The organism is Pirellulales bacterium (genome assembly GCA_035546535.1).
Taxonomy (GTDB): domain Bacteria; phylum Planctomycetota; class Planctomycetia; order Pirellulales; family JACPPG01; genus JACPPG01.
Map to the genome: position 1 here is coordinate 29003 of DASZWQ010000060.1, position 18012 is coordinate 47014.

The following is an 18012-nucleotide window of genomic DNA, read 5'->3' on the forward strand; positions in this document are numbered from 1 at the left end:
AAGAGACGCGGCGCAACGCTGGATCGCCCCTCTGTGCTTCACCTATCGGCGGCATCACCGTTGCCACTGCTGTAATCCTCATGCGCCCTAACCCTTCTCGCGCAACTCGCCGCGCTTAACGCGCGATCGGGGGTAGGGCATATCAGGTTCGCTAGCAACGCCCATGCTAGCGCAAGAAGGGAAACCGCCGGCCCGCCGAAGGATTCGCAGGAACTGTAATGCCGGCCGCAGGCCCGTTGCGTGGGGCCACTGGCTCGATCGACACGTCGTCGATCCACGCCTCGCCCAGGCCCGTCAGGGCGAACGTCAGCGTAAACGTCCGCGCTGCGTCGGCGATGCGGTAAGCCGTGAACTCCTTCCACTCAGGCGCCGCCGTGACGCGCGAGGCCAGCGCCTCACCTCCCAGAGAATCGAGGATCAACAGCCCGTCAGGGCTTCCCTTGATGGGCGTCGGCACCAGCACGCGCCCGTGTATGCGCAAGACGGTTCCCGGCTCGACGTTGATCGGAGGACTCGTGATCCAGCCCGGCGGTGTTTCCAGTTGATCGGGTGGAGCCTCCGGATCGAGCGCCGTGGCGGCCAGGCGCAGGCTGTGTTTTCCCTCGAAGAATTTATCCTTCGACAGCTCGGCTTCCTCGCGCACGCCTTCGGGCGGGTGTTGATAGTGTTTCCAGCCGGCGTTGATCGCCCGCCCCAGATCCTCGAAGTCTCCTTCCGGCAGTTGATTGGCCATGCGCCGGGCCGTTTCGACATTCGTGATCAGGCCGAAATGTTGCGGAAGCGTCGCGAACTGAACCGCAAAGGGACTGCTCACGGGCGACAGCTTGGCCACGGCCGTGGTCCAATAGTCGCGCTCCATGGCGCGCAAGTTCCGCAATGCGAATTGCGCATGGCGAAAGGCCTCGGTCACGTTGTTCGACGCCAGCAAGCCCTCGGCCGCTTGCAATTCGGTATCGGCCGTCTTGAGCAGTTGGTCGCCGCGCGTCAGCATTTTTGACTTGATCTGATTCGTGAGCCGGGGCCGGATCTCACTATCGATTTGTAGTTTGGTCCGCGTCATCTCGACCGTCAGCCGCGCAGCACGATCTCCTGCTGCCGCCGTGCGCCGTGTGGTCTCGCCCAGCATGTCCTGAGCGAGAAGAATCAACGACGTAATCCCGAAGTCATCGACCGAGACGAGCAATCCGCCCGTGACCCGTTCTTTGCGCAACAACCGCATGCCGCCTGGCCACACTTCGTACGCGCTCATGGTCTCGGGCACGCCGGGCACGACGAACGATATCTCGGCCGTGGCCGTGGTCTGCCCGGGTACGTACTGGGCTCCTTTTCCTGACCAGACGGGCAGCACCATGTAGGCGCCGCCCGTTTGCAACACCGCAGCCTGAATCTCGCGATCGGTGCTCGTAACGGAGGTCGTCAACGTTCCGCCGGCGATCCAGGGCTCGATTAATTCCAATTCATGGTTCAAGAGTTGGAGCTGCGACGCGCGCCAGCGCGTGTCTGCATCCTGGCCGGTTAGCGGCGCGTGCGACGCGAACAACAGTGCCCGCGCTCCCGAGCCCAGTGCCGTGTACGCCACGAGCCTGGTCTGTTCGGTGCCGACCAGAATGCCGACCGGCCGGTTGCCCGATAACGCATTGACCTGGCCCGTGAGGCTGGGCGCCGGCTCGGTCGGCACTGTGCTCCAGATGGGCGTGCCATGCCGGGCGAAGCGGGGCCGCTCGCGCAGCCACTTGCGGTAATCGCTCAGTTCGAAACTCGTCGACGGCGTGAAACGATCGAGGACAAGAATATCGGCCCGGCCCGGCGCGCTGTACGCGCGCAATTCAGCGCTCGCTCCGCAAATGATCGGCCGGCCGAGTTTATCGGCGCGGCGCACCTGCTCTGCCCAGCGTTTGACGGCGTCCAGTTCGCGCCCGGTAAGGCCTTCGCCCAAGTCCCAGGCCAGCACGCAATCGAACTCTGGCGCGATGTCGGTCAGCGGCGCCGCGTCGGCGGCCGGCACATCCAGCCCGGCCGGCATCGGCGGCGGACAGACCAGCCACAGGCCGGTACGCGCGGCCTCGGCCAGCAGGGGGGCCGGCGGCAGCGTGCGCAGGCGAACCGCATTGAATCCGCGCTCTTTGAGAAACGCCAGCGGCTCGCCCTGATATTCGATGACCCGCGGAAAAAACGGCCGGCCGCCAAGCGTCAATACCGAGCCGTTCAGCTTCACCCCCGCGCGCCGCGCCACCGGCGCTCCGCGCGGAATGGCTTCTTGTTGCGGCGGTGGGGCCTGTAACGAAACGGGAGTCGAGGTGGCGGCAGGCGCCTGCATGGCAGGAGGCGCCGCTTCGCCGACAAAGCCAGTGATCTCGAGATCGTCGATCCACAAAAGCGTCTGGCCCGCGCCGGTGTACAAGTTCAGCACCAGTCGGTCCACGAAAGCTTCCCGGGTATCGACGTCCTGTTTCAGTTCGGCACGCAAGACGCGTGCTTGGGACGCCATCAGGGTCGGCAGGTCATCGATGCGCAACTGTTCCCAGGCGGCGGTCTGCGTGTAGCTCGTGCCGGCCACTAGCACGGAATTCGGCTGGTTGGTCGTGGGATTTATGCTACGTGGAAAGACCACGCGCGCGCGCAACTGTATCCCAGGCCGATCCGACCGCACCCACAAACTGGGCTTCAATTCGGAAATGACACGAGCCGGCGCCAGGTCGTGCACTAAATGCACGTACGTCCCCCCCGCGCCCGAGACGATCGCAAAAAACTCGCACCCCGACCCGCCATGGACCCCTTCGCTCGTGCGTTCATGGCTGGTGATGCGATAACCGGGGCTGCCGCGACCTTCGCGCCAGGTGGGCTCGGGACCGTCGAAGTCTTGCCGCACCAGGACCTGGGCGCGCAGCGTCACCGTCGGCGCCAGAAACGACGCCCCCAGCACGCACAGAGTTGCGAGCGCGCGGCACACGCGGCCCATGGGACGATCCATCGGCCCACAGCCCTCGGATGGCGACCCCCGCTGGCATGGCAAAAACACCACACCGGCGCGAGAATCTTGGATTCTCCTTAAACCCGCGTTCTATCAGGGTTTGCGAACTCTCTCCAGATCACTTGGTTGCATTCGGGCAACGTATCTATTTTCGGCAAAATTCGCGCCTCAGGCGGAAGTTCAAATCTCACAAGGGATTACGCTGGCAATGCCTGCCCCGTGGTGTGACTGGCACGCGTGCTGCTTTACGAGGCCTACGAAACCTAGGCACACCTCGACAGGGAACGGGCATCCATGAGTTACGTCCCACACGCTCCGGCACCCGCGGCGACCGACCTTCCGCAGGACCTCGCCAATCTGCGCTCGCAGATCGAGAGCCTGCCCCTGGAAATCCGCGAGCAATTGGCTCCGGCCCTGTCGCGGGTCATCGAAAGCACCCAGCGCCGCCGCCGCATCCTGGCGATGGTCCAAGACGCCCTTGGCCAATTACGCCTGGATATGAAGTACCTGATGTTCGACCTCGAAGCCACGCGTCGCGAGCGCGACGACTACCGCCATCGCTTGGAACAGAGTTAGTACGTCCGAAGATTGCTGTTCGTGTCGCCCGTCCTGCCCCGGGTCACTCCTCGCTCACCTATCCTGCCTTCTCCTCATTCCGTGCTGGAAGCACTCGGGTACCATACTCCCACGGGCCCGAGTGCTTCTTTTTTACCAGCCCCGAACTCCGTCGCGATCGTTGCGAGCATCGACAGGCCAGCGTACGATTGAGGGCGTCAGGGAACAGTCCGCGCCCGCTTCTGTCGCACGCGGATTTTCGGTATCCGCGCGCCACAGGGAACGAGGGAGCCATTGAGGCCATGGCCGAACAGACCGCTGAATCCATTGCTCAGCGCGCGTTCGACCTGAACTTGTTGTCCGATCGCCAGTTACAAGAAATCTGGGGCGAGTTCGGACGCCGCAACGTTACGGTCGACGAGTTTGTCCAGTTGCTGCTGCGGCGGGAGCTGATGACGAACTTTCAGCTCGAGCGCCTCCTGAAGGGCGAGCGGGGAGGCTATTTCTACGGCGATTACAAAGTGCTGTATATCGTCGCCGGCGGCAGCTTCGCGCGCGTCTATCGCGCGGTTCACAAAGATACGGGCAAAGTCGTGGCGCTGAAGGTCTTGCGCCGCCGCTTCAGCGACATCGCGGCGCAAACCGAACAGTTCTATCGCGAAGGCCTGATGGGCGTCTCGCTGCGGCACCCGAATATCGTGCCGATCTACGAGGCCGTCTCCAAAGGCAACCAGCATTACCTGGTGATGGAATTCGTCGAAGGGGGCAACTTGCGCGACTTCATGAAAGTGCGCAAGAAATTCTCCCCCATCGAAGCCACGAAGGTCGCCGTCGACATCGCCGCCGGCCTCGACTATGCGTATCAGCGCGGCATCTCGCACCGCGATTTGAAGCTGACCAACGTGCTGCTCTCCAGCCGCGGCCAGGCCAAGCTGGTCGACTTCGGCCTGGCCGGTGCCGATGAAAAAATCGCCGACGAATCGATCACCGGGGAAGGAATCAACGCGCGAACCATCGATTATGCCGGGCTGGAACGCGCCACCGGCGTGCGCAAGGATGATGCGCGCAGCGACATCTACTTCATCGGCTGCATTTACTATCACATGCTCTCCGGTCAGCCGGCCTTGCAAGAAACGCGCGATCGCATCCAGCGCTTGAGCAAGTCGCGGTTTACCAGCGTGGTGCCGATCCACCAAGCTTGCCCCGGCATCCCACGCGTGGTGGCAACCGTGGTCAATAAAGCGATGAGCCTCGAACCGGAAAAGCGCTACCAGACTCCCGGCATGATGCACGCCGACCTCAGGCAGGCGGCCGATCGGCTGGCGGCCGGCGAGACCGAGGCCTTCAGCGGCGTCGAAGACACCGGCGCCCTTGACGCGCCGCTGACGCCCGAAGAGCAGATCAAACGCCAGCGCGAGGCTGCCCGCTATCTGCCCGACAGCCAGCGCCGGGCGCTGTTGGTGGTCGAGTCCAACTCGCAATTGCAGGACTTGTTTCGCGACGCCCTGAAGCGTTACGGCTATCGAGTCCTGGTGATCAGCGACCCGAAGCGCGGTGTGGCCCGCGCCGAGGACACCAACAACGCGATCGACGGCGTGGTGCTCAGCACGGGGCACCTGGGCGATGCCGCCGTCGATGCCTTGATCGAACTGGCCGGCGGCGAACAGACCAGCAAGGTGCCTGTCGTGGTGCTGCTGGACGACAAGCGCAAGGCGTGGCGCGCGCAGATCGAGCCGCACTTGTGCGAGCACCGCGTGATCGTGTCGCTGCCGATCAAGCTGCGCGAATTTCGCGACGTGCTGTTTCGCCTGGTGCCGCCCGTGGCGACGGCCGAGACTTAGCAGCCTGTTGAATCTCTCAACAGACTGCTAGCCCTTGTCCTTCCCAGGCAGCTCGATTCCCATAGCGGCCAGCAGGATCTGCATATCCTGCCAGCAATCTTTTTTCGCCGCCGGATTGCGCAGCAAGTAGGCCGGGTGATAGGTACACAGCACGCGGATGCCGTTGTAATCGTGAAATCGGCCGCGCAGCCGGCCGATCGATTCAGGTGTCCGAAGCAGGTTTTGCGCCGCCACCGCCCCCAAGCAGCAAATGTATTCCGGTTGCAGGACCTGCAGTTGACGATCGAGAAAGCCGCGACAGCTATCGGCTTCCTGCGGCGCTGGGTTGCGATTGCCGGGCGGCCGGCACTTGAGCGTGTTGAGAATGTACACGTCTTCGCGGCGCATCGTGCAGGCTTCGATAATCTTGTTCAGCAATTGACCCGCGCGACCTACGAAAGGCTCCCCCTGCCGATCTTCGTCCGCGCCGGGCGCCTCGCCCATGAATACCAGGCGAGGCCGCGGGTTGCCCACGCCGAAAACGGTTTGCGTGCGGGTCGTGGCCAGCTCCGTACACAGCGTGCAGGCCGCCACCTCGCGACGGATCACGTCGAGCGCCGCTGATCGCTCGTGGGGAGCTTCATCGACCGTCCCCTTTGGTGTTCGCGGCGCCACGGCATCGGACACGGTTCGAGGTGCGGATGACACCGGTGAAGGCGGGGCGTAACGAGGACCTACCTCGGCAGGCGGTGCCTGGGAAGAAGCTACGGCGGTGATACTTCCTGGCGCGGTGCGTCGCGCCTTGGGTAAATGGGTCACCCCGGCCCGCGACAGCGATTCCAGTGTTTGCACAAGTGCTTGTCCCCGTACACGACGGCGATCGCCCGAACCTTCCGACATCCATGCCTCCCGTTGAACGAATTGTGACCAGCGCCGAGCAACGTGCGACCGGGAACCTGACACCGGGCAGCCTGAAATTGGCGCCCGAGCGAACTTTCCCGGCCATTCGCCGCCGCCGTTGCCGTGGTTATCATAGAGGCTTCGCACGCCGCAGGCCAAACGGGCCACCCATCCGGCGGCACGCAGCCTTTTTTTCGCTTCACACGCTCCCGCGCTCATGGGTATCCCGCAGGTCGTTATCGTCGGACGCCCCAACGTGGGCAAGTCGAGCCTTTTCAATTGGCTCGTCGGCAAGCGGCTGGCCATTGTCGACAACATGGCCGGCGTCACGCGCGACCGCATGAGCTTCCTGATGTGCGTCGAAAACCGCTACTTCGAGCTGGTCGATACCGGCGGGATGGGCGTCGAGGACGCCGACAATCTCACGGCCGACATCGAGCAACAGATCGAGACGGCGCTCGAATCAGCCAGCGTGGTTCTCTTCGTCGTCGACTCGCGGACGGGGGTCGCGCCGCTGGATCAAGAGGTCTCCAAACGGCTGCGCTACGTCGACGTGCCGATTTTGTGCGTGGCCAATAAGACCGACGCCCCCAGCATGGACAACCTGGCCGACGAGTTTTATCGCCTCGGTCGCGGCAAAATCATCGCCGTGAGCGCCAAGGAGAATCGCGGCCGGCAGGAATTGCTCGACGCCATCGTCGAACGCTTGCCTGAGGAAAGCTCGCTGGCGCCGCCGCCGGAAGAAGCGATCATGAAGGTGGCCATCGTCGGCCGCCGCAACACCGGCAAGAGCACCTTCGTGAATTCGCTGGCGCAGGCCGAACGGATGATCGTCAGCGAGGTGCCCGGCACCACGCGCGACAGCGTGGACGTGCGCTTCGAGCTCGATGGCAAGGCTTTCATCGCCATCGATACGCCCGGACTGCGCCGCCGCAAGAGCATCACGACCGACATCGATTTCTACAGTACCCACCGGGCGCAGCGCAGCATTCGTCGCGCGGACATGGTGTTCTTGTTCTTCGACGCCACGCAACCGATCAGCAAGGTCGACAAGCAACTCGGCGACTACATCAGCGAGAATTACAAGCCGTGCGTGTTCGTGGTGAACAAGTGGGACCTGCTGGTGGGCAGCATGCCCACCGAAAAATGGGTAACCTATTTGCGCGACACATTCCGTATCATGTGGCACGTGCCGATCGCCTTCATCACGGGCCAGACGGGCAAGAACGTCAAGGCACTGTTGAACCACGGCCAGGCGTTGTTCAAGCAGTCGCAGGAGCGCGTCTCGACGGCCGAGCTGAACAAGCTGGTGCGTGCGGCCGTGGAGGCGAATCCTCCGCCGCTGGCACAGCAGCGCCGACCAAAGATCTATTACGGCACACAAGTGGGCATTCAGCCGCCGACGATCGTGCTGTTCTGCAATGAGCCTCGCCTGTTCAAGACCCCCTATCGCCGTTACCTGCTGGGTGTGTTCCGCGATCACCTGCCGTTCGCCGAAGTGCCGATCAAGCTCTATTTGCGCCGCAGCGAAGAAGGGAGCGGCGAAGGCAGCAGCGGCGCGGACGAGGAATTCGACGCCAGTGCCGCGCAGGAAGATTGAACGGCCGCAGCTCGCGTCGCGGTGTCTCTCGAAAACCCTAGTCGTCGCCGAAGTTGATGTTCGCCGGCTTGGGATCGACGTAATAGATGCCCAGAGCTTGTAGAGCGGCCAGCACGCGCAATACTTCCGGCCAGCGACGTCCGAACAGCTCGCGCCCTTCGGCGTGCATGGTTTGTCGAAGCGGTTCGTCGGACCAATAAGGGGGCGGATGGTCGAAATAGACCTTTCCAAAGTCCAATACATACGGCGGCTGTACGATGGTCATTTCGACGGCCATAATCGAGTCGTCGAAATCGACGAGCCGCGGGACAGCTAGCCCGCGTATCTCGTGGATTCCTGCATTACCGAGCCTGCGGTAGCAGGCCAACTCGTTATCGTATCCTTTGCAATGTTCGAACAGTTTGAGCGCGGACGCGCGCGACGTCGCCCAAACAGTGCCATCGGTTCCGTGCCCTAGCTTCCCTTTTTCCTCGAGCTCGATTCGTTTAGACTTGGCATAGTGATGTGCCCGCGCCAACGGATCATGGCTTTCTGACATGGCAACCTACGCCGGATATTCTGCAGAAGTCTCGTTACGCCTGATTGTTAACGGGCAAACACTGGTCCTTTCTCAAGTCGGCCCGGCGGATTTTGTGGTGCGCGCGCCGTGCGACTCGATCGCGGAAAGCTGTGACGCGGAGCTTGTCATATCGGTCGACGGCAACGTGAAGGCCCGGCATGTCTTTCTGCCGCAGGGTGTGCAGGCTGGCCTCGTCCCGTACATTTGAGCAGACGACGGCATGGCGTCACAACGCCATGTTCCGACTGCGGTGAGGCCGGGTTACCCTCCAGCAAAGGATTCTGCCTTGATCGTCGGCGTGCCCAAGGAAATCAAACGCGACGAATATCGCGTGGCGCTGTTGCCCGTCGGCGTCGAAGAGTTAACCCGCGCCAACCATCAGGTGCTGGTCGAAAAGGGCGCGGGCCTGGGCTCGGGCATCCCTGACGATCGCTATGTCGAACAAGGCGCCACGATGATCGACGGCCCGGCGGAGCTGTTCGCCGCGGCCGACATGATCATGAAGGTGAAGGAGCCGCTACCGGCCGAATGGCCGTTGTTGCGGCGCGGTCAGATTGTCTTCACCTATTTTCATTTCGCCGCGGATCGCAAATTGACCGAAGCGGTGCTGGCCAGCGGATGCACCGCCGTGGCGTACGAAACGCTGCGCGACGATGCAGGCCGGCTGCCACTTTTGACGCCGATGAGCGAAGTCGCCGGCCGCATGAGCATTCAAGAGGGGGCCAAATACCTCGAACGCCCGCAAATGGGACGAGGCATTCTGCTCGGCGGCGTGCCTGGCGTGGCGCCGGCCAATATCACGATACTCGGCGGCGGCGTCGTCGGGGCGAACGCCGCCAAGGTGGCCGCAGGATTCGGCGCGAATATCGGCCTCTTGGACATCAACATGGAGCGGTTGCGATATCTCGACGACATCATGCCCGCCAACGTCGACTGTTTGTTCAGCGATCGCCACACGATTCGCGACCAACTGTCGCGTGCCGACCTGGTGATCGGCGCCGTGCTGATTCCCGGCGCCCGCGCCCCCATGCTCATCGAAGAGAACGATCTAAAACTAATGCAACCGGGCAGTGTGATCATCGATGTGGCGATCGATCAGGGAGGTTGCGTCGGTACCAGCCGACCAACGACGCATAGCGAGCCGACGTTCGTCGTCGAGGGCGTCGTCCATTATTGCGTCACCAACATGCCAGGCGCCGTCGGCCGCACGAGCACCTATGCCCTGTGCAACGTCACGCTTCCGTGGGCCCTGCTGATCGCGCGGCATGGCATCAGCGAGGCGGCACACCGCTTCGCGCCGATCGCCCGGGCCATCAATATCACCGACGGCGTGGTCACCAACCGCGCCGTGGCCGACACGTTTGGGTTCGAGTTGGATCTGCGCTACGACCGCTGAGAGGAATGGAGTTCCCATGCCGGTGCATGAACAACATGCCGCGCTCGCGACGCTGCACTGGATCGGCGAGACCGACGGTCATTTGAAGCTGATCGACCAGACGCTGCTGCCCCTTGAGCTTTGCGAAATCGACTGCCGTGACGTCGAGACCGTGTTCGAGGCGATTCGTTCGCTGCGAGTACGCGGCGCGCCGGCGATAGGTGTTGCCGCGGCGTACGGAATGGTCATTGGCGCGCAACAGGCCGCCGCCGGCCATGCAGACCAGTTCTTCGAAGCCTTGAACTTTGCCGCCGAGCGCCTGGCCACCAGCCGGCCGACGGCGGTGAATCTGTTCTGGGCCATCGAACGTATGCGCCGCGTGGCGGATGACGCGCGCATTGAATCCCTCTCGCCGGCTGACACGATGGCGCGCTTGCTGGCCGAAGCCCGCGCGATTCACGAAGAGGATCGGGCCATGTGCCGGGCCATCGGCCGCTTCGGCCAGGAACTGCTCGAAGACGGTCAGGGCGTGCTCACGCACTGCAACGCCGGCGGTCTGGCCACGAGCGACTACGGCACGGCGCTCGCGTTATTCTTCGCTGCGCAGGAAGCAGGCAAACGCTTGCACGTGTACGCTGATGAGACGCGCCCGCTCCTGCAAGGGGCCCGTCTGACGGCGTGGGAGCTGCACAACCGCGGCATCGCCGTCACTTTGATCTGCGATTCGATGGCCGCTCAAGTCATGCGCGAAGGACGCGTGCAGGCGGTCGTGACCGGCGCGGACCGGATCGCCGCCAACGGCGATACGGCAAACAAGATCGGCACCTACGGCGTGGCGCTTTTGGCCGCGGCACACGATATTCCGTTCTATGTCGCGGCACCGACCAACACCTTCGACCTGTCACTGTCCGAAGGGAGCCAGATTCCGATCGAAGAGCGCAGCGCGATTGAAATCACCCACGGCTTCGGCCGGCAGACCGCGCCCGAGGGGGTGAAGGTCTATAACCCGGCGTTCGACGTGACCCCGGCGCGGCTCATCAAAGCCATCGTCTGCGAGCGCGGCGTGATCGAACCAGTGACGCGCGAAACCATTGCGTCGATCGTCGGGTAAACATCGTGGTCGGTTCGTCGCGTTCAATCCCATTCGGGTGCAACTGGCGGTTCGCCGACCAGCGCCGGACTAAGCCGAGGTATCAAGCCGCTTGCCACCGCGGTGCCTCCGGCCAACAATGTAAGGCCACTCTGCTCCCGGCGGCCGCCGTCGCCACAACGTTGTTCGTCTGCAAGGATGGTCCGCGTGCTGGTCGAAACCCGAGCGCTCTCGAAAATCTACGGCCCCAAGACGGCGCTGGACCATTGCGACCTGGATATCCCGCAGGGCGAGGTTCTGGGCCTCCTCGGGCCCAATGGCGCCGGCAAGACGACGCTATTGCGCCTGCTGATGGGCTATCTGCGGCCAAGCGCGGGCCGGGCCACGATCGACGGTCTTGATTGCTACCGCGACAGCGTGGCCGTGCATCATCGCGTGGCGTATCTGCCGGGCGACGCGCGACTATTCGGCCAGATGCGCGGCCGTGACGTGCTGCGGTTCTTTTGCGAAGTGCGGCGCGAATCGAATCTCAGCCGAGCGGTTGCCTTCGCCGAACGCTTGGAGCTCGACCTGTCAGGCCAGGTCTCTTCGTTCTCGACGGGCATGCGGCAGAAGCTGGCGTTGGCTGCCGTGCTGGCCGCGGATACGCCGCTGTTGATCCTCGACGAACCGACAGCCAATCTCGACCCCACCGTGCGCAGCGACGTCGTGGCGATTGTTCGCGAATCGCAACAAGCCGGACGGACCGTGATTTTTTCCTCGCACGTGCTCGATGAAGTCGAAGATGCCTGCAGCCGCGTTTGCATCTTGCGCAAAGGGAAAGTGGTACACACACAAGTGATGAGCGAGCTGAGACAGCAGCATCGCATCACGGCGCGGCTGACGGCCGCCTTGCCCCCCGTGCCCGCGCGATTGGCCGGCGAGATTCAGGTGTTTTACGATGGGCCGGACGCGGTGCGCATCGAAACGCCCGGCGAGCTTTCGCCGCTGCTGGGATGGTTGGCGACGCTGCCGCTGGCCGAGGTGCGGATCGAGCCGTTCCGCTTGCGCTCAATCTACGACCGCTTTCACGGGGCCGAGGTGCAGTGATGTTCAACAAGGCCCTGTGGCGCAAAGCGATCGGCGATGCGCGGCTGTTGCTTTTGTTTCTGACGGCTCTTTTGTTTGGATTCAACTGGCTGTTCGTGTACTTGTCGAGCTTGATTGAGTTGGGGCCGTTGGCCGTTTTCCTGCAGACGCTGCCGCCGGCGTTCGAAAAGCTGGGGGGAGTTCCTTTTGCTAGCGTGGCCACGCCCGTCGGTCGCATCTCGGCGGCCTATGTCGATCCGGTCGTATTGTTTGCGACCACGATCTGGGCCGTAGGGCGTGGATCGGACGCGGTCAGCGGCGAAATTGGGCGCGGCACGATGGAGATGCTGATCGCGCAGCCGGTGCGCCGCTTATCGGTCCTAGCGACACAGGCGCTCGTCACCACGCTCGGCTCGGCCGTCCTGGCCACGGCAGTGCTGGTGGGAACCGGCATGGGTTTGGCCACGGTGTCGCTCGGAGAGCCCGTCGACTGGCATGCGTTCGTGCCCGGCGCCGTGAACCTGTTCGCCATGATGTTCTTCCTGTCGGGCGTGAGCACGGTGTTGTCATCTGCGGATAATTACCGCTGGCGCACGATCGGCCTGGTCGGCGGTTTCTACGTCGTACAGTTGGTATTCAAGGTCATTGGCCGCCTGGTGGACGGGTTTTCGTGGCTGATGTACTGCACGTTCGCCACGGCGTGCGAGCCCCAGGCATTGGTGATCGATTTCGACCAGGCATGGTCCCAATCGCTTCGTTATGACGGGGTGCTGATCGGCATCGGTCTGGCCTGTTATGCCGTGGCCGCGGCGATCTTCTGTCACCGCGATTTACCAGCGCCGCTATAACACGCTGTCACGCCGGCATTTAGGTCGGACGACTCGGATAGCGTCAAACGGCGATTCTGGGCATAATAGGGACTGGAACACCTTGGGGCTGTGCCAGGGACGGTCACAGAATTGCCAATCGAGGGAGTTATCATCATGCGTTCGCTCTTTCCCGCCGCGGGCCTTCTAGCACTGCTGATCCTTGCGGCCACGGGCGCTGCCCAAGACGCCAAGGAAGATGGGCAGGAAGACCTCGATCGCGCCATCGAGGCCAAGCTCTCCGCTCACAGCATTCGCGAATTGAATTCGGTCATCAGCCTCTCGGAAAGCGCTCTCGACAAGGGACTGAGCGAAAAGAACCAGGCCTTTGCCAGGCAACTGCTGGCCGCGGCACTGGTCGAACGCGGCTCGGCCATTTGCGAAATGATCTTCGGCCGCGGCGCGCCTCCGCCGCAATGGCCGCAGATGCGGCAAATCGGGCTGGCCGATCTGGAGCGGGCCCTGCAGTATGATCCGGCCCTGGCCGACGCCCACTTGCTGGTCGCGCGGCTGCAGACACTGCCCGGCGGCGACCGCAAGCGCGCCATGACCGCGATTAACGAGCTCGTAAAGCTCACCGCCGACGAACCGGAAAAGCAATCCGAGGCCCTGGTGCTGCGCAGCAGCTTGCAGGAATCACCGCAGGATGGGCTCGCCGATCTGGACAACGCCGTCAAATTGTCGCCCAAGAACGCCAAAACGTTGCGCACGCGCGGCGCTATGAAAGTGGCGCTCAAGGACACCGAGGGCGCGGTTGCGGACTTCAACGCTGCTTTGGAGCTCGAGCCCGAGGACGCTTCAACCTATGAGGCCAAGGGGCTCACGCTGGCCACCGAGGAAAAGTGGGACGAGGCGCGCGAAGCGCTCGATCACGCCTTGAAACTCTCGCCCGGCTCGGCCGAAATCCTGCTGCAGCGCGGACGGATTAACGTGATGTCAGGCAAGAACGAAGCCGGCCTGGCGGACTTCAGCGAAATCCTCCGCACTGATCCCGACAATGTCCCCGCCCTGCTGCTGCGGGCCGAGGCCGCCATCCCCGATCATCTGGACGAGGCTCTGGAAGACCTCAACCGGGCGCTCGATCTGCGGCCCGGCCTGGTGCCGGCACTTCGTCAGCGGGCATCGCTCTTGGCCCACGCCAAGAAATTCACAGCGGCCGTGAGTGACCTTGAACTTGCCCGCAAGCTCGAGCCCGACGATCAGGCGTCGTCGCTGCAACTCGCTGCGGTACACGTCGTCGAAGGCAAAACCGATGATGCCCTGCGCATCTACGATGAAATCATTGAAGCCGATCCGAAGAATTGGATGGCCTACCGCGGCCGCGGCGATCTGTATCTCACCACCGGCAAGCATCGCGAAGCGATCGCCGACCTGGAAAAAGCGCTCGGCTTGAACGCTGACGACAGTGGCATCCTTAACAATCTCGCCTGGGTCCTGGCCACCAGTCCGGAAGAATCGCTGCGCGACGGCAAGCGCGCGATCGAACTGGCGAAGCGTGCCTGCGACGTCACCGAGTACAAGCAGCCGCACATTCTCAGCACGCTGGCCGCCGGCTACGCCGAGCTGGGAGATTTCACCACGGCGGTCGAATGGTCGAAGAAGGCCCTGGAACTCGGCGACGAGACGCAAAAATCGGAATTGGCCAAGGAATTGGAAAGCTACCAGGCATCCAAACCGTGGCGCGAGCTGCAGACGGCCGCCACTGACCAGTCGAATCCGGCCGATGGCACGCGACGCTAAAGACGGATCACGCGCGGCAGTAGTTCCAACCGCGTCCGCGCCTGTCCTTTGGCCATTGCCGGATACGCCGTAACCGCAATCCCCAATCGTGAATCGCGACGACGCCTACGCGCTGGTCTGTCAGTACACGGCCAGCGACAGCCTGCGCAAGCACATGCTGGCCGTCGAAGCCGCGATGCGGGCCTATGCTCGACGCTTTGGCGAAGACGAGGAAACGTGGGGCATCGTCGGGCTGTTGCACGACTTCGATTACGAGCGCTGGCCCAATGCCCCTGATCATCCGCTGGAAGGGGCCAAGATCCTGGCCGGCCTGGGCTATCCGGAGCACGTGATCTATGCAATTAAGTCGCATGCCGACTATCTGACAGACTGTCCGCGCCAGTCACGACTTGATAAGGCGCTTTACGCTTGTGACGAGCTGGCTGGCTTTGTCGTGGCGGTGGCCATGGTCCGGCCCGAACGCCTGGCCGGCATGCAGGCCTCGAGCGTGCGCAAGAAGTTGAAAGCAAAGGGTTTTGCGGCGGCCGTCAATCGCGACGATATCCACCGCGGCGCCGCGGACCTGGGGGTAGATCTCGACGAGCATATGGAATTTGTGATTGGAGCGTTGCAAGGCATTGCCGGAGAGCTTGGCCTGGCCAGTCCCGCTGGCGTATAGTTCACGGCCGGCGAAGCCATATCCAGGCGGGGCATACGCCGACACATGATTATCGGCCTCACTTCCGTGGCCGTGCTCTTCTCGCTCAGGGCACGGGTGCCGGATCGTCGAACGTCGAACCGTAAGACGAAATGAACCGTGGGAATGGTCTCCCGCGGTTTAACCCATCCACGCGATCTCAAGAATCTTTAGCGAGAACTTCCATGACGGATAGCCCCGATCCCGGCCTGTATGGGCTGACGACTCCTGCGCTTGTACTCAACGCCTCGCCGGCGCGTTTATATGAAGAGGCGATCCTGCACGATCGCGGCATTTTGGCGGCCTCCGGCGCGCTGATGACCCACTCGGGCTCGAAGACCGGCCGCAGTCCCAAGGACAAGCGCCTGGTCGAGCATCCCGACAGCGCGCAGAACGTCTGGTGGGGCGACATCAACATCCCGCTCGACGAGCACACGTTCCTCACCAACCTGCAACGCGCCGTCGACTATCTGGAAACGCGCCCCAAGATTTACGTCGTCGACGGCTTTGCCGGCTGGGATCCGCAACATCGTTTGAAGGTGCGCGTGATCTGTGCCCGGCCATATCACGCGCTGTTCATGCGCAACATGCTCATCCGCCCTACGCCGGAAGAACTGGCCGCGTTCGGCAAGCCCGATTACACGATCATCAACGCGGGCGAGTTTCCGGCGAATTTGCTCACCAAGCGAATGACCTCGCGCACCAGCGTCGACCTCAGCTTCGAGCGCGGCGAGGTCGTGATCCTTGGCACCGAATACGCCGGCGAGATGAAGAAGTGCGTCTTCACGATCATGAATTACCTGATGCCGCTGCGCGGCGTGTTTCCCATGCACTGCTCGGCCAACGAAGGAGCCGACGGCGACGTCACGCTCTTCTTCGGCCTGTCGGGTACGGGCAAAACGACTCTTTCGGCCGATCCGCGCCGCCGGCTCATCGGCGATGACGAGCACTGCTGGACCGATCGAGGCGTGTTCAACATCGAAGGGGGTTGCTACGCCAAGTGCATCGGACTGTCGGCCGCGGCCGAGCCGCAAATTTACGATGCCATCCGCTACGGATCGCTGTTGGAAAACGTCGTTTACGACGAACAAACCCGCGAGCCCGACTATAAAGACGATTCACTCACCGAGAACACACGCGCCTGCTATCCGATCGAATTCATTCCGAATGCGAAGATTCCGTGCGTGGGCGGACAACCGTCAAACGTGATCTTTCTGGCGTGCGATGCGTATGGCGTCTTGCCGCCGGTGAGCAAGCTCTCGACGGCGCAGGCGCGATACCATTTCCTCAGCGGTTACACGGCCAAAGTCGCCGGCACCGAAGTCGGCGTGAACGATCCGACCGTCACGTTTTCGGCCTGCTTCGGCGCGGCGTTCATGGTCTGGCATCCCACGAAATACGCCCGGCTGCTGGCCGAACGCCTGCAGGCTCACGACGCCCAGGCCTGGCTTGTGAACACGGGCTGGTCGGGCGGAGCCTTCGGTACTGGCTCGCGCATCAAGCTGGCGCACACCCGCGCTATCATCGACGCCATCCACTCGGGCGAATTGGCCAAGGCCGAGACGACTATCGAGCCGCAGTTCGGTCTCGAGATTCCGCGCCACTGTCCGGGCGTGCCCGATGCGATTCTGCAACCGAAGAACACCTGGAAATCGGCCGAGGATTATCAGCGCACGGCAAACAAATTGATTGCGCAGTTCCAGGCGAACTTCGCCAAGTACGCCGAATTCGCCGACGAAGAAGTGCGTAACGCCGGTCCGCGCGCCAGCCAGACGATCGCGGCTTCGTAGTCCAATTTCCGCTGCGCAAATCCAAAAAGTTTGGCCACAGAGTTCACAGAGGCCACTGAGAAAAGACGCGAAGAGCGCACGTCCGGCACCTGACTCTTCCTCACATACTCGGTGTTCTCTGAGACCTCTGTGGCAACGTATTCCTTTGGAATTGCTTTCTAATGCGCGCAAAAAAACAACCGAAAAGCGACTGTCGCCATCAGTCGCTCCTCGGTTGCAAACTCCGCCTGTCGTGCGATGCGTGACCCGCTGGACCAAAGCACTATAGGGCCGCGTGATCGGTTTCGCCGGTGCGGATACGCACCACTTCGCTCAGGTCGCTCACGAAAATCTTGCCGTCGCCAACCTGGCCAGTGCGGGCTTTGCTGACAATGGCGTCGACAACGGTATGAGCGTCCGCACTGGAAACGACGATCTCGATCTTCACCTTGGGGATGAAGTCGACGGCGTATTCCGCCCCGCGGTAGGTTTCCGTATGGCCCTTTTGCCGACCGAACCCGCGGACTTCCGAGACCGTCATGCCATGGACGCCTTTTTCCGTCAGCGCGTTCTTCACGTCTTCCAACTTGAAATGGCGAATAATGGCTTCGATCTTTTTCATGGCATCACTCTCTTTCATCTTTCGGATAGTTTATCGCCGTGAGGCCGCCTCACCCGGAACTTCCAGATGCCGACGCGTTTAAAAGCAAGGCGCGTGCCAACGTTCGGTCGGGAAACGGAGAGGCACGTCCGCGACGCCGCAAGTTGCAGGACGGCATGCACTTGGGTGATGGTTCGAATGTCGGTCGCACTCACGCGCCGCCGACCGCGATTTTCTGCGTGTGTGACAACCAGAGTCTGCTCGCAGCCGCCCTCAATCTTCGCAAGGCAAAGTCGCCACGGCGTTTGTAGCAAGTGTCCCACGCGGCAGAGCGCGTGTCACAATCGTGTGACACGAGAACGGGCCGCATTCGCCGGACTCCATCGGGCGCGATGAGCGGAAAACAACAGCGCGGCGGTATT

The 18012-nt window shown here is 62.6% G+C and carries 15 protein-coding genes; 11 read left to right on the top strand and 4 right to left on the bottom strand.

The window, feature by feature from the left end; translation table 11 throughout:
- Positions 1-166: 166 nt before the first annotated feature.
- Positions 167-2971, bottom strand: a complete 2805-nt coding sequence (locus tag VHD36_07870) for a hypothetical protein (GenBank protein ID HVU87222.1) — start codon at positions 2969-2971, stop codon at positions 167-169.
- A gap of 294 nt (positions 2972-3265) precedes the next feature.
- Here VHD36_07870 and VHD36_07875 point away from each other — a divergent pair, with 294 nt between their 5' ends.
- Both VHD36_07875 and VHD36_07880 read left to right on the top strand, forming a co-directional pair.
- Positions 3266-3547, top strand: coding sequence for a transcriptional regulator (locus tag VHD36_07875; GenBank protein ID HVU87223.1), 282 nt, complete (start codon positions 3266-3268; stop codon positions 3545-3547).
- A 281-nt stretch (positions 3548-3828) separates the two neighbouring features.
- Complete coding sequence (locus tag VHD36_07880) at positions 3829-5367, top strand: serine/threonine-protein kinase (GenBank protein ID HVU87224.1); 1539 nt, start codon at positions 3829-3831, stop codon at positions 5365-5367.
- Positions 5368-5394: 27 nt separating this feature from the next.
- Here VHD36_07880 and VHD36_07885 read toward each other — a convergent pair whose 3' ends face one another.
- Complete coding sequence (locus tag VHD36_07885; GenBank protein HVU87225.1) at positions 5395-6021, bottom strand: uracil-DNA glycosylase; 627 nt, start codon at positions 6019-6021, stop codon at positions 5395-5397.
- A 442-nt stretch (positions 6022-6463) separates the two neighbouring features.
- Here VHD36_07885 and der point away from each other — a divergent pair, with 442 nt between their 5' ends.
- A complete protein-coding gene (der, locus tag VHD36_07890; GenBank protein HVU87226.1) occupies positions 6464-7846 on the top strand; it encodes a ribosome biogenesis GTPase Der in 1383 nt (460 codons plus the stop codon).
- A gap of 37 nt (positions 7847-7883) precedes the next feature.
- Here der and VHD36_07895 read toward each other — a convergent pair whose 3' ends face one another.
- On the bottom strand, positions 7884-8384 hold the full coding sequence (locus VHD36_07895; GenBank protein ID HVU87227.1) for a hypothetical protein: 501 nt from the start codon (positions 8382-8384) through the stop codon (positions 7884-7886).
- Between VHD36_07895 and VHD36_07900 the strand changes: the two genes are divergently transcribed.
- From VHD36_07900 to pckA, 8 genes are all read left to right on the top strand, one after another.
- A complete protein-coding gene (locus VHD36_07900; GenBank protein ID HVU87228.1) occupies positions 8383-8613 on the top strand; it encodes a hypothetical protein in 231 nt (76 codons plus the stop codon). The genes VHD36_07895 and VHD36_07900 overlap by 2 nt on opposite strands.
- Positions 8614-8691: 78 nt before the next feature.
- On the top strand, positions 8692-9801 hold the full coding sequence (ald, locus tag VHD36_07905) for an alanine dehydrogenase (protein ID HVU87229.1): 1110 nt from the start codon (positions 8692-8694) through the stop codon (positions 9799-9801).
- A 16-nt stretch (positions 9802-9817) separates the two neighbouring features.
- Entirely contained in the window at positions 9818-10891 is a 1074-nt protein-coding gene (gene mtnA, locus VHD36_07910; GenBank protein ID HVU87230.1) for an S-methyl-5-thioribose-1-phosphate isomerase, read from the top strand.
- A 186-nt stretch (positions 10892-11077) separates the two neighbouring features.
- A complete protein-coding gene (locus VHD36_07915; GenBank protein ID HVU87231.1) occupies positions 11078-11959 on the top strand; it encodes an ATP-binding cassette domain-containing protein in 882 nt (293 codons plus the stop codon).
- Complete coding sequence (locus tag VHD36_07920; protein HVU87232.1) at positions 11959-12786, top strand: ABC transporter permease subunit; 828 nt, start codon at positions 11959-11961, stop codon at positions 12784-12786. The genes VHD36_07915 and VHD36_07920 overlap by 1 nt, the downstream gene beginning before the upstream one ends.
- 135 nt (positions 12787-12921) lie before the next feature.
- Positions 12922-14544: a tetratricopeptide repeat protein gene (locus VHD36_07925; GenBank protein HVU87233.1), complete on the top strand. Its 1623-nt coding sequence runs from the start codon at positions 12922-12924 to the stop codon at positions 14542-14544.
- A gap of 88 nt (positions 14545-14632) precedes the next feature.
- Positions 14633-15202 (top strand): HD domain-containing protein, encoded by a 570-nt coding sequence (locus VHD36_07930; GenBank protein ID HVU87234.1) that lies wholly within the window; start codon positions 14633-14635, stop codon positions 15200-15202.
- Between the two features lie 203 nt (positions 15203-15405).
- Positions 15406-17010 (top strand): phosphoenolpyruvate carboxykinase (ATP), encoded by a 1605-nt coding sequence (gene pckA / locus VHD36_07935; protein HVU87235.1) that lies wholly within the window; start codon positions 15406-15408, stop codon positions 17008-17010.
- A gap of 262 nt (positions 17011-17272) precedes the next feature.
- Here the strand turns inward: pckA and VHD36_07940 are convergent, their stop codons facing one another.
- A complete protein-coding gene (locus VHD36_07940; protein HVU87236.1) occupies positions 17273-17611 on the bottom strand; it encodes a P-II family nitrogen regulator in 339 nt (112 codons plus the stop codon).
- Between the last annotated feature and the right edge of the window lie 401 nt (positions 17612-18012).

Excerpts from the sequence above, each read along its gene's own strand:
- VHD36_07870 (HVU87222.1), bottom strand. The coding sequence starts at position 2,971 with ATGGATCGTCCCATGGGCCGCGTGTGCCGCGCGCTCGCAACTCTGTGC.
- VHD36_07925 (HVU87233.1), top strand. The coding sequence starts at position 12,922 with ATGCGTTCGCTCTTTCCCGCCGCGGGCCTTCTAGCACTGCTGATCCTT.
- VHD36_07880 (HVU87224.1), top strand. The coding sequence starts at position 3,829 with ATGGCCGAACAGACCGCTGAATCCATTGCTCAGCGCGCGTTCGACCTG.
- mtnA (HVU87230.1), top strand. The coding sequence starts at position 9,818 with ATGCCGGTGCATGAACAACATGCCGCGCTCGCGACGCTGCACTGGATC.
- VHD36_07875 (HVU87223.1), top strand. The coding sequence starts at position 3,266 with ATGAGTTACGTCCCACACGCTCCGGCACCCGCGGCGACCGACCTTCCG.
- VHD36_07920 (HVU87232.1), top strand. The coding sequence starts at position 11,959 with ATGTTCAACAAGGCCCTGTGGCGCAAAGCGATCGGCGATGCGCGGCTG.
- der (HVU87226.1), top strand. The coding sequence starts at position 6,464 with ATGGGTATCCCGCAGGTCGTTATCGTCGGACGCCCCAACGTGGGCAAG.
- VHD36_07895 (HVU87227.1), bottom strand. The coding sequence starts at position 8,384 with ATGTCAGAAAGCCATGATCCGTTGGCGCGGGCACATCACTATGCCAAG.
- VHD36_07900 (HVU87228.1), top strand. The coding sequence starts at position 8,383 with ATGGCAACCTACGCCGGATATTCTGCAGAAGTCTCGTTACGCCTGATT.
- VHD36_07940 (HVU87236.1), bottom strand. The coding sequence starts at position 17,611 with ATGAAAAAGATCGAAGCCATTATTCGCCATTTCAAGTTGGAAGACGTG.
- pckA (HVU87235.1), top strand. The coding sequence starts at position 15,406 with ATGACGGATAGCCCCGATCCCGGCCTGTATGGGCTGACGACTCCTGCG.